The 15,331-nt window shown below is 59.7% G+C and carries 16 protein-coding genes and 1 pseudogene; 10 read left to right on the top strand and 7 right to left on the bottom strand.

The genetic code is table 11. The features are described from left to right. Positions 1–84 precede the first annotated feature (84 nt). Genes CW267_RS23630 through CW267_RS23615 form a run of 4 tightly spaced genes read left to right on the top strand, consistent with a single transcriptional unit; the run spans position 85 to position 2,302 of the window. Positions 85–1,200, top strand: a complete 1,116-nt coding sequence (locus CW267_RS23630) for a serine hydrolase domain-containing protein (protein WP_047666563.1) — start codon at positions 85–87, stop codon at positions 1,198–1,200. Beyond that, the gene (locus CW267_RS23625; protein ID WP_012968238.1) at positions 1,187–1,531 is read left to right on the top strand and encodes a hypothetical protein; all 345 of its coding nucleotides are present in this window, start codon (positions 1,187–1,189) and stop codon (positions 1,529–1,531) included. Before CW267_RS23630 ends, CW267_RS23625 begins: the two co-directional genes overlap by 14 nt. Before the next feature lie 28 nt (positions 1,532–1,559). Continuing rightward, positions 1,560–2,093 (top strand): DUF2975 domain-containing protein, encoded by a 534-nt coding sequence (locus CW267_RS23620; RefSeq protein WP_004205916.1) that lies wholly within the window; start codon positions 1,560–1,562, stop codon positions 2,091–2,093. A gap of 2 nt (positions 2,094–2,095) precedes the next feature. After that, positions 2,096–2,302, top strand: a complete 207-nt coding sequence (locus tag CW267_RS23615) for a helix-turn-helix domain-containing protein (RefSeq protein WP_004205917.1) — start codon at positions 2,096–2,098, stop codon at positions 2,300–2,302. Between the two features lie 159 nt (positions 2,303–2,461). Here CW267_RS23615 and CW267_RS23610 read toward each other — a convergent pair whose 3' ends face one another. Continuing rightward, positions 2,462–2,749 (bottom strand): type 1 fimbrial protein, encoded by a 288-nt coding sequence (locus tag CW267_RS23610; RefSeq protein ID WP_008804913.1) that lies wholly within the window; start codon positions 2,747–2,749, stop codon positions 2,462–2,464. Positions 2,750–3,194: 445 nt separating this feature from the next. Here CW267_RS23610 and CW267_RS23605 point away from each other — a divergent pair, with 445 nt between their 5' ends. The 5 genes from CW267_RS23605 to CW267_RS23585 all read left to right on the top strand — a co-directional run bounded on the left by CW267_RS23605 (position 3,195) and on the right by CW267_RS23585 (position 9,465). Then, positions 3,195–3,758 (top strand): fimbrial protein, encoded by a 564-nt coding sequence (locus CW267_RS23605; RefSeq protein WP_008804914.1) that lies wholly within the window; start codon positions 3,195–3,197, stop codon positions 3,756–3,758. A gap of 77 nt (positions 3,759–3,835) precedes the next feature. Continuing rightward, positions 3,836–4,531: a molecular chaperone gene (locus CW267_RS23600; protein WP_008804915.1), complete on the top strand. Its 696-nt coding sequence runs from the start codon at positions 3,836–3,838 to the stop codon at positions 4,529–4,531. 15 nt (positions 4,532–4,546) lie between these two features. Beyond that, a complete protein-coding gene (locus CW267_RS23595) occupies positions 4,547–7,048 on the top strand; it encodes a fimbria/pilus outer membrane usher protein (protein ID WP_022066169.1) in 2,502 nt (833 codons plus the stop codon). Further along, positions 7,036–8,040, top strand: coding sequence for a fimbrial protein (locus CW267_RS23590; RefSeq protein WP_032730346.1), 1,005 nt, complete (start codon positions 7,036–7,038; stop codon positions 8,038–8,040). The genes CW267_RS23595 and CW267_RS23590 overlap by 13 nt, the downstream gene beginning before the upstream one ends. A gap of 132 nt (positions 8,041–8,172) precedes the next feature. Continuing rightward, the gene (locus CW267_RS23585) at positions 8,173–9,465 is read left to right on the top strand and encodes a glycoside hydrolase family 10 protein (protein WP_012968243.1); all 1,293 of its coding nucleotides are present in this window, start codon (positions 8,173–8,175) and stop codon (positions 9,463–9,465) included. A gap of 16 nt (positions 9,466–9,481) precedes the next feature. On the opposite strand, the gene CW267_RS23580 is transcribed toward CW267_RS23585, so the two are convergent. The 5 genes from CW267_RS23580 to CW267_RS23560 all read right to left on the bottom strand — a co-directional run bounded on the left by CW267_RS23580 (position 9,482) and on the right by CW267_RS23560 (position 13,516). Next, positions 9,482–10,804, bottom strand: coding sequence for a type II toxin-antitoxin system HipA family toxin (locus tag CW267_RS23580; protein ID WP_008804919.1), 1,323 nt, complete (start codon positions 10,802–10,804; stop codon positions 9,482–9,484). Next, positions 10,804–11,070 (bottom strand): type II toxin-antitoxin system antitoxin HipB, encoded by a 267-nt coding sequence (hipB, locus tag CW267_RS23575; RefSeq protein ID WP_008804920.1) that lies wholly within the window; start codon positions 11,068–11,070, stop codon positions 10,804–10,806. The genes CW267_RS23580 and hipB overlap by 1 nt, the downstream gene beginning before the upstream one ends. A 265-nt stretch (positions 11,071–11,335) precedes the next feature. Then, positions 11,336–11,662 carry a hydroxyisourate hydrolase gene (gene uraH / locus CW267_RS23570; protein WP_008804921.1) on the bottom strand — a complete coding sequence of 109 codons (327 nt, stop codon included), beginning with the start codon at positions 11,660–11,662 and terminating at the stop codon, positions 11,336–11,338. After that, positions 11,659–12,159: a 2-oxo-4-hydroxy-4-carboxy-5-ureidoimidazoline decarboxylase gene (gene uraD / locus CW267_RS23565; protein WP_008804922.1), complete on the bottom strand. Its 501-nt coding sequence runs from the start codon at positions 12,157–12,159 to the stop codon at positions 11,659–11,661. The genes uraH and uraD overlap by 4 nt, the downstream gene beginning before the upstream one ends. Beyond that, on the bottom strand, positions 12,137–13,516 hold the full coding sequence (locus CW267_RS23560; protein ID WP_008804923.1) for a nucleobase:cation symporter-2 family protein: 1,380 nt from the start codon (positions 13,514–13,516) through the stop codon (positions 12,137–12,139). Before CW267_RS23560 ends, uraD begins: the two co-directional genes overlap by 23 nt. 345 nt (positions 13,517–13,861) lie before the next feature. Between CW267_RS23560 and hpxO the strand changes: the two genes are divergently transcribed. Continuing rightward, positions 13,862–15,016, top strand: coding sequence for an FAD-dependent urate hydroxylase HpxO (gene hpxO, locus CW267_RS23555; protein WP_032735567.1), 1,155 nt, complete (start codon positions 13,862–13,864; stop codon positions 15,014–15,016). On the opposite strand, the pseudogene hpxR reads toward hpxO, so the two are convergent. Next, a pseudogene (gene hpxR, locus CW267_RS23550) lies at positions 14,997–15,331 on the bottom strand (LysR family hpxDE operon transcriptional regulator HpxR); the annotation flags it as partial. The gene hpxO and the pseudogene hpxR sit on opposite strands and share 20 nt — an antisense overlap.

The raw sequence follows: 15,331 nt of genomic DNA, 5'->3' as shown, positions 1-15,331 counted from the left end.
CACCAGGCTAACCTGCGCTCACTTTAACACCAGGGAGAAGCGGTATTCCCTCACCTGGATGTCGTACCGCGTTAAGGAGAAAACATGCGCTGGAACCGCTATCGCCGGGACAGACAGATCATTGCCGCCGTGCTGGTTTTTACCGTCATCGTGGCGGCGGGGATCGCCCTGCAGCCCGGCTTTCATCCCCCCAGCTCCCGGACGACGGGGGATAAACAGCTGGTCTCGATATTAACGCCCCTGCTTCATGGTGCCCGCGGACAGGTCGCCGCAGCGCTGATTACGCCTCAGGGGGTGCGCTACGGTCTGTGGGGGAGCGAGTATACGACACAGTATGAGATCGCCAGCCTGAGCAAAACCATGACCGCCAGCCTGCTGCTGGAGGCTATTCGCCGCGGCGAAGTCACCGCGCAGACGCCGGTGTCGGCGCTGGTCCCGGAGATTGTCAGCCCGGTGCGGGATGTTACCCTGGAGCAACTGGTTTCTCACCGTTCAGGACTGCCACCGCTCACCGCGTCGGTTGGGCAGCGGCTGGCTATTCTGAGCGATATTGCCCGGCGGCAGAATCCCTGGCGCTACGATCGACCCGCGCTGATCGCGATGATGAACCAGGCCACCCTGCAGCCGACGAAATGGTTTGATTATTCCAACGCCGGGTTTGCCCTGCTCGGACTGGCGCTGGAGCGGGCGTCCCATCGCGATTTTGCCACACTGATGGCGCAACGGGTCTTTGCCCCCACCGGAATGCAGGGCGCGGAAGTGGCCCGGCACAATACTCCAGCCTCGCCGACGTTTACCATGGGCTGGTCAGCCTCTGGTTTCCCTCAGCAGCCATGGGTGATGGACGCCTTCGTCCCCGCCGGCGGCGTCCGCGCCACGATTGTCGATATGGCGAAATATGCCCAGGCGCTGCTGGCAGCAAACCTGGCGGGCAGTGAAGGTATGCGCCCCCTGTTCGCCACCGATGATCCCGATTCCCGGGTGGGTTATGCCTGGTTCACTACCCGCGTCCGCGGACGGGAGATCGTCTGGCATGACGGGCAGAGTGGCGGCTTTGCGGCAATGATGGCCTTCGACCGACAGCGACAGACCGCGGTAGTGATCCTCTCCGATACCGCCTGGCCGGTGATCGGACCTGCCATCAAGCTCTTACTGGCTGCCACCCCTGATGAACAGGAGGCGCGTAATGAACGGAATTGACATCCTCTGGGCGCTGTTAACGCTGTTGTCGGTGATCCTGTTTATTTCCGGCGACTGGCTGGCGCAGCGAAAAATACGCCTGCTCAATTATGTTTTGCTGGCGACCGGGGTTATTTATCTCGCCGAGGTTTTCCAGACCCTGCAGAATCTCGGCAAAATGGGCTACCTGTTTCGGATGCTGACCTGGACCATCCAGGCGTCGTTCATCACCCTCAGCCTCTACCGCGTCTGGACCCGTCCGTGGTTTGCCAGCCGTCGTCGCGGCGTCCGGGCGATGAGCGTTGTCTTCGCCGTGGCCCTTATGTCATGCCTGGCGCGGCTGGTGCTTTAATTATTCTCATCAATCAGGAAGGTAAATTGTGAAGCAATCCAGAACCCGGCTGAGTCTGGCTATTATTAGCGGCATACTGCCCCTCTTTTTTATGCTCGCCCTGATCGTGCCGCTGTGGATTTTCTTTACCGGCGAACGATATTTTCTTTCCACCCTGCTGCACTTTGCTGAAGTGCCGTTAACCGACAACCCGGCCCAGGCGCCGGGGATGGCGAGACGTTTGCTGCTGCTGGCCCTGCTGTATCTTCCGGCCGGGCTGTTCGCGTTCGCTATCTGGCAGGGCATGAAGGTAACCCGTAGCGTCCGCCAGCGCAGCGTGCTCAGCCTCTCCCTGGCGCACAGCGTTCGTTACATCGCTCTGGCCATGGTGGGCATGGGGATCCTGTTGCCGGTGTGCCGCTTTCTGATCCCGCTGCTCGCCTGGTGGCCGCAGCCTTATTATCAGGTGGTGTTTCTGCTCAGCGACGGGGTGCTGCTTCTGACAGGAAGCTTGCTGTTTGTGACATTTCACGCCATGCTCCACGGGATCCGTGCTGAAGAAGAGAATAAGGAGTTTATTTAACGATGGCTGTGGTGGTGAATCTGGACAAACTGCTGGTGGAAAAAAAGATGACGTCCAGGGCGCTGGCGGCCTTTGTAGGCATTACCGAACAGAACCTGTCGCTGCTCAAGTCGGGAAAAGTCAAAGGCATCCGTTTTGATACCCTGTCCCGCATCTGCGAGGCGCTGGAATGTCAGCCCGGTGATATCCTCGCCTGGGAACCCGACTGAGGCGATACTCTGCTGTCGGACGACGGCAAGGATTGTTTTCATGAAATGTACTCTACGTGCGCGTCACCCCAGTAGTCACTGCTGACGCGCGCTGAAACCGCCCACCGCGTTACCCTTTACGTCCTGCATCCGCTTACCCTTCACCGCGTTTTTCTTACCTTAGCGATAGCGAATAATGACATCCGCTTCACTGTGCTGTGCATTTCGCCAGTGGAGACTGACCTCACCGCGATCATCCGGCATGGCATAGCGAGGGGGGTTGTCTGTCAAGGCGACCTGTTCCGGTGAACGGTGCTGGCACGAAACATCGATACGATTGCGCTGCGGCGCGATAAGACAGGCCGGATTGATGACACGTCCCGAAAAATGAACCTGACCGGAGAGCGCAGCAGACGACGCCAGCGGTGCCAGACACAGACATATTAGAGCGAGACGGAGCGGAGACATAGCAATCTTCCTTGATAGCGAGTGACACTGCGCGGCACAGAATCGTTCTGTGCCATCCAACCTGCGGCTTCCTGCCGCGATCTTCACGCTACGGCAAAATAGCGGCAGCGTAAACGATTATTCTGCCCTCTCCGGTCAACTGCCGGGAATAACAGCAACTTTTTGCCAGAACTTTGCCAAAACAGGCGTCCCCGGGAAATAATACATTCTGTATATAGAACCCAATTACAATATTAAATGAGATTATACTTACACCAAAAAATAAAGATTGTTACAGCTTAACACACCTTATCCATGGGCCTTTACGACGTTCTCCGTATAATCCCGCCCCCGACGGCAAGATACATTAGTGATGCTTACCGTTTTTTGTGAACAGAAATAAAAAACATGCTTTAAAAATGTTAAACGATTTAATTAACTTGTGATTATTTAATAAGGTTTGAGTATGAAAGAAAAAGGCACCCTGCTGGTTGTGGGTTCACTGCTGGCCTTCAGTCTGGCTACTGTGATCCCCGCCCGCGCGGCGGGCACACTGAATTTCACCGGTAAAATTATTAACGAGTCGTGCCAGATCGCCAACAACGGTGGCGATGTGAATGTCGATTTTGGCAACGTCGATATGTCGGCGCTGAAATCACATGAAGCGAAAACCGCAGAAACACCGTTTACCATCAACCTGACCGGCTGCCCGCTGGCGCAGAATATCAGCATTAGCCTGGAGGGTACCCCGGACACCAATGCTAACGGCACCAGCGCCGCCGTGCTGGCGCTCTCCGATGCCGCGGATACCGCCAAAGGGGTGGGCATTGAAGTCTTCTCTTCCCCTGACGGCTCAACGGAAGGCACTCAGTTGACCTTTGACAAACAGAGCAAAACGGCGGTTTCGCAAGCCGACGAAAACGGTGATATTGCCTTTAATTTTATTGCCGATCTGAAGAGCGATTCCTCCCTGGATGTCACCGCCGGCAATATTAATGCCACGGCCAATATTGATATTGTATATGAATAGAATGTGCTGATTGCCGCTTTTACCGAGGGCAGCATCCCCTGCCCTTATTTTCATTCCTCGTGACCGGATCCTCAATTATGCAGTGTTATAAAATGGCTTTTTTCCTGAGCCTTCTCTTTTGTCCGCTCCTGGCGTCTGCTGCCGGGGTTGCCATTGCCGGCACGCGTGTCATTTATAATGAACAAAGTCATGAGGCCGACATCACGGTAAAAAACACCAATCCTCACGATCCGGTACTTATTCAGAGCTGGGTAGACGATCTGGCTGATAATAATAAATCACCGTTTATCGTCACCCCGCCATTGTTCCGTCTGGATGCCGGAGACAGCAACGATTTGCGCGTGTTATTAACCTCGGCGCAACTGCCAAACGATCGGGAAAGTTTGTTCACCCTGAATATCAAAGTGATTCCTGCCAATACCGCGCCGGCTGGCGAGAACATTCTGCAATTTGCTATTAAGAATCAACTTAAGCTCATTTATCGCCCGGCAGGACTCCCGGGCTCGGCGCTCGACGCGGCGCAGCACCTGCGCTGGCACGTCAGTGGCAACCACCTGCAGGCGGAGAATGCCTCCCCCTATTATGTGACTATCACCACGCTCACCTGCGCGGGCCAGAACCAGAAAACACCGCTTGAGCACAGCGTGATTGCCCCTCACAGCCGTGAAGAGTACGCCCTGCCCGGCGAGGCCTGCACCCGCCAGGTGAGCTGGCGCATTTTGGATGATTTTGGCGCTGTGCAGACGTTTAGCGCTCCCGTTTCGGCGCACTAAAAGCCTGATGTCGCGATGCGCCACGGCCCGGCTCATACCGTTACCGTCGTCAGCCTCTCCATCCTGCTGGGCGGACAGAGCGCGCCCTTGCACGCCCAGGCGACCTTTAATATGGATCTGCTGGAAAAAAACGACCATTTGCCGGCGGTGGATCTGCAGCGCTTCAATCAGCAAACGAGCCAGCCGCCTGGCGACTATCCGGTCAGCTGGCAGGTCAACGGCGTCACCCTGGATGCCCGTAAGATCATCACGTTTCGCCAGAATGACCGCGGGCAGCTGACGCCCTGCCTTAAGCCGGAAGATCTGCTGCAGGCCGGTGTTAATCCGGCCGTGCTGTCCCAGGCGTCCGGCGCAACCTCCCGCTCATGTCCCGAACTCGCCACGCTGCTACCGGGCAGTACGGTCAATTTCGATTTTGCCCATCAGCGGCTGGCAATGACCCTTCCCCAGGCGCTGATGACGCGCCAGGCGAGGGATAATGTTCCTTCTGCGCTGTGGGATGAAGGTATCAGCGCCTTTCAGAGCAATTACCGCTATTCAGGCGCCAGCCAGCGAACCCGCGAGGGCAACACTGAGCGCGATAACTATCTGATGTTGAAAAGTGGCGTGAACGCCGGCGCCTGGCGCCTGCGCGCCAGCAACAGCCTGACCGCCAACAGCGACGATAAGCCCCACTGGACCACCAGCGGCGCCTGGCTTGAGCGCGATCTGACGCGCTGGCGGAGTGAACTGACGCTCGGGGATACCTTTACGTCGGGCGATGTATTCGACGCGGTACAGTTTCAGGGAATTGCCCTCGCCTCCAGTGATGCGATGCTCCCGGACTCGCAGAAAGGTTTTGCCCCGACCATCCGTGGGATAGCCAGAACTAACGCCCAGGTCACGGTTCGGCAAAATGGCTACGTGCTGTATCAAACCTACGTCACCCCTGGCGCGTTCGTGATTGACGATCTTTATCCCACCGCCAGTAGCGGCAATCTTGAGGTTGCCGTCAAAGAGTCGGATGGCGAAATCCGCCGCTTCACCCAGCCGTATGCATCGGTCACCAGCATGCAACGCGAAGGCAGCCTGAAATACAACCTGGTCGCCGGGCGCTATCATAGCGACGATGCCAGCCAGCGTCCGCTGATGATGCAGTTGTCGCTGATGCGCGGGTTCGCCCACAACCTGACGCTGTTTGGCGGACTGCAGAGCGCGGCGCAATATCATAACCTCTCGTTCGGCGCGGGACAGGGGCTGGGTGATGCCGGGGCGCTCTCGCTGCAGCTGTTAAACGCCCGCGACCGGCACCAGCAGGATCCGATCGATGGCCGGGCCTGGCAGCTCCAGTACAGCAAAGGTTTTGATCGTCTTGGCACGCAATTCACCTTCACCGGCTGGCGTTATTCGCATCAGCGCTATGCCACGCTGAGCGAGGCGTATTCCAGCCCGGATCCCGACGCCGACTCGCGGGATAACGACAACAAAAAAGCGACCCTGCAAATCACCGCCAGCCAGAGCCTGCCGTACGATATCACCCTCTATCTGAGCCTCGACCAGGACAGCTACTGGTCAGAGGGCGCCCCACAGCGTACCGCCAATATGGGGATCAGCAGCCAGGTTCACGGTATCGCGTGGTCGCTCAGCTACAGCGATGCACACAGTAGCGACGGTGACGAGGAGAATGACGAGCCGCACTCCGATAAAGTGGTGACATTGTCACTTTCAGTAGCGCTGAACCACCTGCTACCGGGGAGCTATGCCGGCTATACCCTGACCTCCTCCCGCCACAGCGCCGACAGTCAGATGGTCAGTCTCAATGGCACCATGCTGGATAATCACGCGCTCAGCTACGCCGTCAGCCAAACCCTCGATCAGCAAAACGGGCACAGCGGCAGCCTGACGGCCGGCTACAGCAGTGGAAGAGGCGATCTGAATCTCGGCTACAGCCGTGACTCGCAGGCCACTCGCCTGAACTACGGCGCCAGCGGGGGTATCCTGATTCACCGCCACGGGGTGGTCTTTACGCCGGAAATGAATGGCGCTGTCGTTCTGATTGACGCCGGTGGCGCCGGCGGTGTGACCCTCGCCAACCAGAGAACCATCGCCACCAATCGCGATGGATATGCCGTGCTGCCCTTCGCTACCGCCTATCACCGCAACGACGTCGCCCTCGACAGCCACTCGCTGCCGGAGAATGTGGATCTGGCCAACAGCACCGTGACGCGGGTTCCCACTAAGGACGCGGTGGTGCTGGCGCGTTTTCACACCCACGTTGGTTATAAGGCGCTGTTTACGCTGCAGTCGCAGGGACAACCGCTGCCCTTTGGCAGCGAAGTGCGCGCCAAAGACACCAGCAGCATCGTTGCCAGCGAGGGTCAGGTGTACCTCGCCGGCCTGGCGCCGAAAGGCACCCTGTATGCACAATGGGGGCCAGGCCCTCAGCAGCACTGTACTGCCCGCTACGATCTCACCCCGACGCTGGCGCAGACACCCCATCCACTCATTTTACAGCAGACGTTAACATGTCCTTTTTAACTCTCCTGCGTCGGGCCACCCTGACGCTGTTACTCGCCCTGTTACCCCCCGCCAGCGGATGGGCCTGTACGCCGGTGTTTGTCCGCGGCCAGGCCACCACCCTTCGGCTGAACGTAGGGCAACTCACCGTGCCGGCTGACGCCAGACCGGGCACCCCGCTGTATCACAAAAGTTTCGCCTGGGATCGCCTTAGCGACGGCGGCGAACAGTGGATCCGCTGCGCGGACGACCCGCATGGGCTGTCGCCGCTACAGCTGAACAGTTTGCTGTCCGGGGGAGCGACGCGACCGACGGTTTATCAAACCAACCTCGCCGGCATTGGCGTTCGCGTATCGCTGCGCGTTATCGGCGGTTATGGCGGCTTCCCTGACCGGCCGACGCCCTCGCCGTTTAGCCAACGGGTGAACAATCCGGCCATATTGCCTGATGCGGTGTGGAAACTGGGCTATTTCCGCCTGACGATTGAGCTTATTAAAACCGGTCCCGCGGCGACACCGGGCGAGCTTGAGTATCACAGCGAGCACTTTTTAATGGCAGAGCATACCCCGCTGGCCGCGTTAGACTTAAGCGGCAGGGTCAACACCGCGGGATGTTCCGTGAATGACGCCACGCCAGCGCTGATTAAGCTGCCCGCCGCGATGCTTGACCACTTCGGCGGCGTCGGCAAAACCACCGGCGACACGCCTTTCGCGCTGCAACTGGATTGCAACAGCGCTGTGACTATTTCCCTGCGTGTTGACGGCGCGGAGCCCCTCACCGCCCGGGGGCATGGCGTTCTGCGCAATGACGCCACGGACGATCGGGCGCAGGGTATTGGTGTGCAACTGCTTTACCATCGCCAGCCGGTTTCCCTGAATCATGAGATGACGCTGGGCAGCGCGAGTGCGGGCCGGTTTATCCTGCCGCTCACGGCCCGCTACTACCAGACCCGTCCCCGGATCACCGCCGGTCAGGTGTCGGCCGTCGCGACCTATACCTTACATTATGACTAGGTGATGGCGAACCGACGGATGAAGGAATTGCTCTGACCCACGAATCGTAAGAGAATAGCCGCTACACGCGACGATCTGATTACACGGGAGTTCATCATCAGCCATTCTCGTCGATTCCCCTTAGCCAGCAAAGTGGCGCTGGCCGGTGCGGCCGTCATTGCCGTGGGCATGCTGTTCAGCTGCACCAGTAAGGCCCCTAAATCCCTTGTCACGACACCGAACACTACCGCCGTCAAAGCCAGCCAGACGCACCGGGAGCCGGTACGCGGCGTGTGGCTCACCACCGTGTCGCGCCTTGACTGGCCGCCGGTCGGGTCGATTATCGCCAGCACGCCGGAAAGCCGCATCACGCAGCAGAAGCTGGCGCTGATCGCCAAACTCGATAACCTGCAGCGCCTGGGTATCAACACCGTCTTTTTCCAGGTGAAACCCGACGGCACGGCGCTCTGGCGGTCGGACATTCTGCCGTGGTCCGATATGCTGACCGGCAAAATCGGCGAATACCCCGGCTACGATCCGCTGCAGTTTATGCTGGATGAAGCGCACAAGCGCGGTATGAAGGTTCACGCATGGTTTAACCCCTATCGTGTCTCAGTTAACACCAAACCGTCGACCGTTGCCGAGCTGAATAACACCCTCACGCAGGTGCCGGCCAGCGTGTTCGTCCTGCACCGTAACTGGATCCGCACCGCCAGCGATCGCTTTGTCCTCGACCCGGGCATTCCCGAAGCACGGGACTGGATCACCAGCATCGTCGCTGAAGTGGTGCAGAACTACCCGATTGACGGCGTGCAGTTCGACGACTATTTCTACACCGAAACCGCCTCTTCACCGCTTAACGACAATGAAACCTTCCGCCGTTACGGACAGGGTTACGCCTCGAAGGGCGACTGGCGCCGGCATAACACCCAGCAGCTCATAGCCCAGGTTTCCACCACCATCAAAAAGCTCAATCCGAACGTCGAGTTTGGCGTGAGCCCGGCCGGGGTGTGGCGCAACCGCTCGCACGATCCGGCGGGGTCGGATACCCGTGGCGCGGCCGCCTATGATGAGTCCTATGCCGATACCCGCAGCTGGGTGCAGCAGGGACTGCTCGACTACATCGCCCCGCAGATCTACTGGCCGTTTGCCCGCGATGCCGCGCGCTATGATGTGCTGGCCAACTGGTGGGCCGAGGTGGTTAAGCCGACACATACCCGGCTGTATATCGGCGTGGCGCTGTACAAAGTGGGTGAGCCATCCAAAAATGAGCCTGACTGGACGGTGGATGGCGGCGTGCCGGAGCTGAAAAAGCAGCTCGACCTCAATGAAACTCTGCCGCAGATCCAGGGCACGATCCTGTTCCGCGAAAACAATCTCAATCAGCCGCAAACCCGGCAGGCGGTCAACTATCTGCGCAGCCGCTGGGGGCAACCGCAGAGCTAACCGCCAGCCGGCTTCGCTATAACGCCTGCAGCCCTTGCTGCAGGCGGGCGTGCAGCTTCAGCATATTTTCCGTAATGGCCCGCCAGACGTGGGTGGAAAAGTCCGCCGGCAGCGTCCGGCGAGCGCTTTCGATTGCCTGCGGCACATGCCCGGCAAACTCCTGGAGGATCGCCAGCATCTGCTCCCCAGGAAAGTTCACCGCTTTGGCGGTTGCCAGAAAATGACGCGGATAGATAGCGTTAATCTCTGTTTTCCGCCCTTTTGTGGCATTGAGCCCCATCGACAGCTTCAGGTCGCGCAGATGCAGTCCCGTGCCTCCCAGCACCGGAAACGCCGAAATGATGTCGTAGAACGGCGTTAGACGGTAGCTGCCACCGGGCAGCAAAAAGAGCGAGAAGTTCTTCGCATGCCCGTCCGTTGCCCCAACCAGCCACTGAAAAACCATGAATTTCATAAAGTCTGCGCGATCTTTCAGGGCTTCACTGGAGCCCAGCAGAAAGGCCATGATTGCCGCAATACCCGGCCCGCCGTCAGATTCATATTTCATCGACGACGGGATGCCAAAGGCCTGACACAGATCCTCCTGCGGCAGACGCAGCAGCACCCGTCCCTCCTGCGCCCAGCGCCGGTCAAAGCGGGTCACCGCCAGCGCGCGGATCCGCGGCGTGGTGATAATCTCTGCCTCCGGCACCGCCAGGCCCAGTTCCCTGGCCAGCGCCAGGCACAGAAACTCGTTATCCACGCTTTCACGCAGATCCAGCGTCGCATTAGGCTGCTTTATCTCGCCGATGGGCAGTTTAATGATATGCGTGGTCGGCGTGGTGCCCTGCGGAATACACCAGTGCCCGCCCATCCGCAGCAGCGCCGTTTTCTCCTGGGCGCCGGCCACCGAGATACGGAAATCATCCTGACCGGTAATCATCCCGAGAGGGATATCCGACTGGTAGGCGGTCAGCAAAGCGGTGAGCTGCGCCTCATCCAGCGTCTGCCAGCGCAACCCCTCAAGGTGCGCCTCTTCCCCCGGCGGTAGCAGAGTCACCGCCCCTACGCTATCCCGTCCCACTTCGGCCAGCAGATCGAACGGCTGCTTCGAGCGCGCCTGATAGCGCCTGACGATCCGATCGCGGACCTGCGGGCTGTCGGGCAGTAGGTTATCAAAATAGTGATACACCGCGTCGGCGGTGATATTGCCATACTGCAGCGGCAGCGAGAGGGAGAGCGGTCTGGCGCGCGGGCTGCGCAGCCACTCTTCGTCATAGCGAAAACTGTGCGCCCCGTTAGCCTGGCGGGTTAAGGTGCCCACGCGCACATTGTTCATCCAGGTGGTAAGCGTCGCCATTACCAGTCAAGGTCCGTGTTGTTATCGGGAGCCGGCGCCGTCTCTGTGGCTTTGGCGTTCAGCGTCATCACCACCCCTAGCGACTGGAGGATCTTAAACAGCGTGGTTAAGGTGGTTTTGTCGGGGTGATTTTCAAAATTGGACAGTGTGGCCTGCTTAATGCCGATCCGCCTGGCCAGCGCATCCTGGGTCCAGTGGTTCTGCTGGCGCAGCAGCTTCAGATAATTGGCCAGCTGCACGGGACTGTATATCTGCGGGGAATTCATCGCCTTGTTCCTCACCATCATTTATCCCCCTATCGGGATAAATTTGGTTTTATACCCCGCAGGGGATAATGTCAAGATTATCCCCTGGTGGGGATAGGTGGGTGATTATCCTTGAGTGGGGATAAAACAGGAAGGATGGTGGCCGGAGACACCTTTACATGCCCGGTGGCGGCTGCGCCTTACCGGGCCTACGAGCTGTCTCTGCCCGCGCCGTAACGATCCAGGCCGGGCAAACGCAGCGCCGCCCGGCATCGGGCAGCCGGGTTTAGCTGCCGCGGTAGGTCGACCACCCGCCCGGGGCGATGAGAAACGGCAGATGGAAATGGTCATCTGCCGCCTCGCCGATAACAAAATCAATCTGCGCCCGGGTAAAGACGCTCTCCCGCCCGGCGCGGGCAAACCACGCCCCGGTTTCCGCCGTTAAGCAATAGCTCCCCGCCGGCAGCGGTGCGGCGCTAAAGGTGGCGATACGCCCCTGGGCGTTGGTCACCAGGGTCACCAGCGTCTCGCCCTCCCGACTCAGGCTGACCGTCACGCCTTCCGCCGGCCTGCCGGTGGAAATATCCAGAATATGGGTGCTCAGGGTACTCATTCGCCAATCACTCCTTCCAGTCTTAACATCGTAATCTCTCGCAGCTGGGCAAGCGCCTCAGTCACTTCTTCGTCGGCGGTATGCTGCAGTCGGCGCGTCAGCGCCTGTAAAATCGCTTCGCCGCTGCGCCCTTTGGCGCGGATTAAAAACACCCGGCCAAAACGGGCCTCGTAGCGGGCATTGCCCTCCTGCAGGGCCTGCGCGAGCCGCTCATTCTCGCTGTCCACCGCCGACTGCTCCTGGCGCGACAGCGCCGCGTGCGCCTGGCCGCCGGTCGGCTTTTCACCGATCCGCGGATGGGCGCTGAGCGCCGCGTTCAGCTCGTCCTCTCCCCAGTAATCCATCGCCTCACGGGCGGTCTGCAGTAGCGCATGACGGCTGGCAAAAGGTCGCAAGTTCACCAGCGTCTCGCCCCAGGCCGGGATCGCCACGCAGGGGGCCAGCAGCCCCACTGCCTCATCTTTACTCAGGCCGTTAAACTGACTCAGCGCGATCATCCTGACTCCTTATCGTTTTCGTCGCCGCCTGCTCCTGCGGCAGAATAAGGTTCAGCGCTATCGCTACCAGCCCACCGCTGGTGGCCGCCGAACCGAACAGATCGCCGACCATCGGCGGAAAATGGCTGAGAAACGCCGGCACTGACTCCACGCCAAGGCCAGCACCAAACGCCAGCCCCACAATCAGCACATCGCGACGGCTCAGCGGGGTCTGGGTAATAATCCGGATCCCGGCCGCCACTACACAGCCAAACATCACCATCGTGGCGCCCCCCAGCACCGGCGCCGGGATCTGCCGCAGCAGTTCGCCCACCGGGGGAAACAGTCCAAGCAGGATCAGAATCACGCCAATGTAGCGTCCGACATAGCGGCTGGCCACCCCGGTCATCTGGATCACGCCGTTGTTCTGCGCGAAGGTGGTGTTCGGAAAAGCACAGAGCATGGCGGCCACCATACAGCTGACGCCGTCCGCCAGGATACCGCCCTTCAGCCGGTTACGAAAAGCGTGATCATCAATAGACTGTTGCGAAATCAGCGAGTTGGCCGTCAGATCGCCCACCGCCTCCAGAATACAAACCAGCGACACCAGGGCGATCGGCAGAAATATCGCGCTGTTAAACTGAAAGCCGAACGGAAACAGCGTCGGCAGGCGAAACAGAGTGTCGCCCAGGCTGTGAAGATGGAACTGACCGCTCAGCCCTGCCGCGACGCAGCCCACGGCAATGCCCACCACCACCGAGGAGAGACGCAGCCAGCGGTTTTTGGCGCAGCTCAGCAGGACGATAACCCCGAGGGTGCCCGCCCCGAGCGCGATGTTGCTCATGCTGGCGAAATCCTCGGCCTTTTCCCCACCGCACCAGTTGATGACGCTGACTTTGATCAGACTGATGCCGATCAGCGCAATCACGCTGCCGGTGATAATGGGGGTAAAGATTTTTTTCAGCGGCTCAATAAAACGGCTGACAATCACCGGCACCAGAGCGGCGACAAAGTTAACGCCAAACAGCATCGCCATCATATCCTGCGGCCCGCCGCCCTGCGCTTTTACCCACATCCCTCCGGCCACCGTCACGCCGAGGAAGGCGAAGCTGGTGCCCTGCATGCAGATCATCCCGGCGCCAACGCCCCATACCCGATTGGACTGCAGAAAGGTGCCAATGCCCGAGGCCAGCAGCGACATACTGATGAGATACGGCAGCCAGTCGCCAAGTCCGAGGGTAGCGCCGATGATCAGCGGCGGCGTAATGATCCCCACCAGGCCCGCCAGCACATGCTGGAGAGCGCTGAAAAAGGCCGGAAGCGGTGGGATCCGCTGTTCAAGGCCGTAAAGCAAGCCACTGTGATGTTCGTCAGACATGGTGTAATCCCATAGCAAAGAGAAGTGCATGGGCTAGTGCACAAAGCAGGCCAGAGACGACAAAAGCGACCAGAAAATTTCATTAATGCTGCAAAATCATTAACTTAAATTACTCTATTTACCTATACCTCCCCACCGATGCTGAACCAGAGTGATGAAACGATAGATTCTCAATGCGACATTGAGAAACTTTTGATTCATAAAAAGGCAACCAATACCTCACATTGCACCGATGCGGTGCGTCATGACCTGTCTCTGTGCCTCTGGCAGGCGGTTTTCCTCCCTCCGGTGAACTGGTACGCAAATTGCTGTAGTCAGTCACAACATCGGGAGAAGGAGAAAAAAATGAAAGCAATCGTGATTGGGGCCGGCATCGGCGGCTTAAGTGCGGCAGTGGCGCTCAAACAGTCGGGAATCGACTGCGACGTCTATGAAGCGGTGAAAGAGATCAAACCGGTCGGCGCGGCGATTTCCGTGTGGCCCAACGGCGTGAAGTGCATGGCCCACCTCGGCATGGCTGACATCATGGAGACTTTCGGCGGGCCGCTGCGCCGGATGGCGTATCGTGATTTCCGCAGCGGCGAGAACATGACCCAGTTCAGTCTCGCCCCGCTGATCGAACGCACCGGCAGCCGCCCCTGCCCGGTCTCCCGGGCAGAGCTGCAGCGGGAAATGCTGGATTTCTGGGGACGGGAAAGCGTGCAGTTCGGCAAACGCGTCACCCGCTGTGAGGAAGATGCCGACGGCGTGACGGTGTGGTTTACCGATGGCAGCAGCGCCAGCGGCGATCTGCTGATTGCCGCCGACGGCAGCCATTCCGCACTGCGTCCGTGGGTGCTGGGCTTTACCCCGCAGCGCCGCTACGCCGGGTACGTCAACTGGAACGGTCTGGTGGAAATAGATGAAGCGCTGGCGCCCGGCGACCAGTGGACCACCTTTGTCGGCGAAGGCAAGCGCGTCTCGCTGATGCCGGTCTCCGCCGGCCGGTTCTATTTTTTCTTTGATGTGCCGCTGCCGGCGGGTCTGGCGGAGGATCGCGACACTCTGCGCGCCGACCTCAGCCGCTATTTTGCCGGCTGGGCGCCGCCGGTGCAGCAGCTTATCGCCACCCTCGACCCGCAGACCACCAACCGTATTGAAATCCATGATATCGAGCCGTTCAGCCGCCTGGTGCGCGGCCGCGTCGCGCTGCTCGGCGACGCCGGACACAGCACCACCCCGGATATTGGCCAGGGAGGCTGCGCGGCGATGGAAGATGCGGTGGTGCTGGGCGCCGTTTTCCGCCAGACCCACGATATTGCGGCCGCCCTGCACGAGTACGAGGCCCAGCGCTGCGACCGGGTTCGTGACCTGGTGCTGAAGGCGCGCAAGCGCTGCGATATTACCCACGGGAAGGATATGCAGCTCACCGAAGCCTGGTACCAGGAGCTGCGCGAGGAGACCGGGGAGCGCATTATCAACGGCATGTGCGACACCATCCTCAGCGGGCCGCTGGGCTGACCGTCGCCATGGATTCAATCACCGCACTCAGCGTCTGAATGGCCATTTGCGCGGGCCGCGAAAGCTGACGCGAGGGCGCGGTACACAGCGCCAGGGTCAGCGGTCGCAGCAGCGTACTGCGCAGCGGGATAAAGGCCAGCTGTCCGCGCTGGACTTCGTCCAGCACGTCGAGCAGGCTGAGGAGCGTCACGCCGCTGCCGCGCAGCACCAGCGACTTGATGAGCCGGATATCATTGCAGCTGATGGTATTCTCCGGCGCAAAGTCATGGTGGCGATAGAGGAGCGCTACCCGCTCATGGACGATCAGCGGCGCGC

The sequence above is a fragment of the Klebsiella sp. X1-16S-Nf21 genome, assembly GCF_002837615.1.
Lineage (GTDB): Bacteria > Pseudomonadota > Gammaproteobacteria > Enterobacterales > Enterobacteriaceae > Klebsiella > Klebsiella variicola.
This window is presented reverse-complemented; position numbering and strand designations above follow the sequence as displayed.

Coding starts and splice junctions, on each gene's coding strand:
- CW267_RS23630 (WP_047666563.1), top strand. CDS start 85: ATGCGCTGGAACCGCTATCGCCGGGACAGACAGATCATTGCCGCCGTG.
- CW267_RS23625 (WP_012968238.1), top strand. CDS start 1,187: ATGAACGGAATTGACATCCTCTGGGCGCTGTTAACGCTGTTGTCGGTG.
- CW267_RS23615 (WP_004205917.1), top strand. CDS start 2,096: ATGGCTGTGGTGGTGAATCTGGACAAACTGCTGGTGGAAAAAAAGATG.
- CW267_RS23610 (WP_008804913.1), bottom strand. CDS start 2,749: ATGTCTCCGCTCCGTCTCGCTCTAATATGTCTGTGTCTGGCACCGCTG.
- CW267_RS23605 (WP_008804914.1), top strand. CDS start 3,195: ATGAAAGAAAAAGGCACCCTGCTGGTTGTGGGTTCACTGCTGGCCTTC.
- CW267_RS23600 (WP_008804915.1), top strand. CDS start 3,836: ATGCAGTGTTATAAAATGGCTTTTTTCCTGAGCCTTCTCTTTTGTCCG.
- CW267_RS23595 (WP_022066169.1), top strand. CDS start 4,547: ATGCGCCACGGCCCGGCTCATACCGTTACCGTCGTCAGCCTCTCCATC.
- CW267_RS23590 (WP_032730346.1), top strand. CDS start 7,036: ATGTCCTTTTTAACTCTCCTGCGTCGGGCCACCCTGACGCTGTTACTC.
- CW267_RS23580 (WP_008804919.1), bottom strand. CDS start 10,804: ATGGCGACGCTTACCACCTGGATGAACAATGTGCGCGTGGGCACCTTA.
- hipB (WP_008804920.1), bottom strand. CDS start 11,070: ATGAATTCCCCGCAGATATACAGTCCCGTGCAGCTGGCCAATTATCTG.
- uraH (WP_008804921.1), bottom strand. CDS start 11,662: ATGAGTACCCTGAGCACCCATATTCTGGATATTTCCACCGGCAGGCCG.
- uraD (WP_008804922.1), bottom strand. CDS start 12,159: ATGATCGCGCTGAGTCAGTTTAACGGCCTGAGTAAAGATGAGGCAGTG.
- CW267_RS23560 (WP_008804923.1), bottom strand. CDS start 13,516: ATGTCTGACGAACATCACAGTGGCTTGCTTTACGGCCTTGAACAGCGG.
- hpxO (WP_032735567.1), top strand. CDS start 13,862: ATGAAAGCAATCGTGATTGGGGCCGGCATCGGCGGCTTAAGTGCGGCA.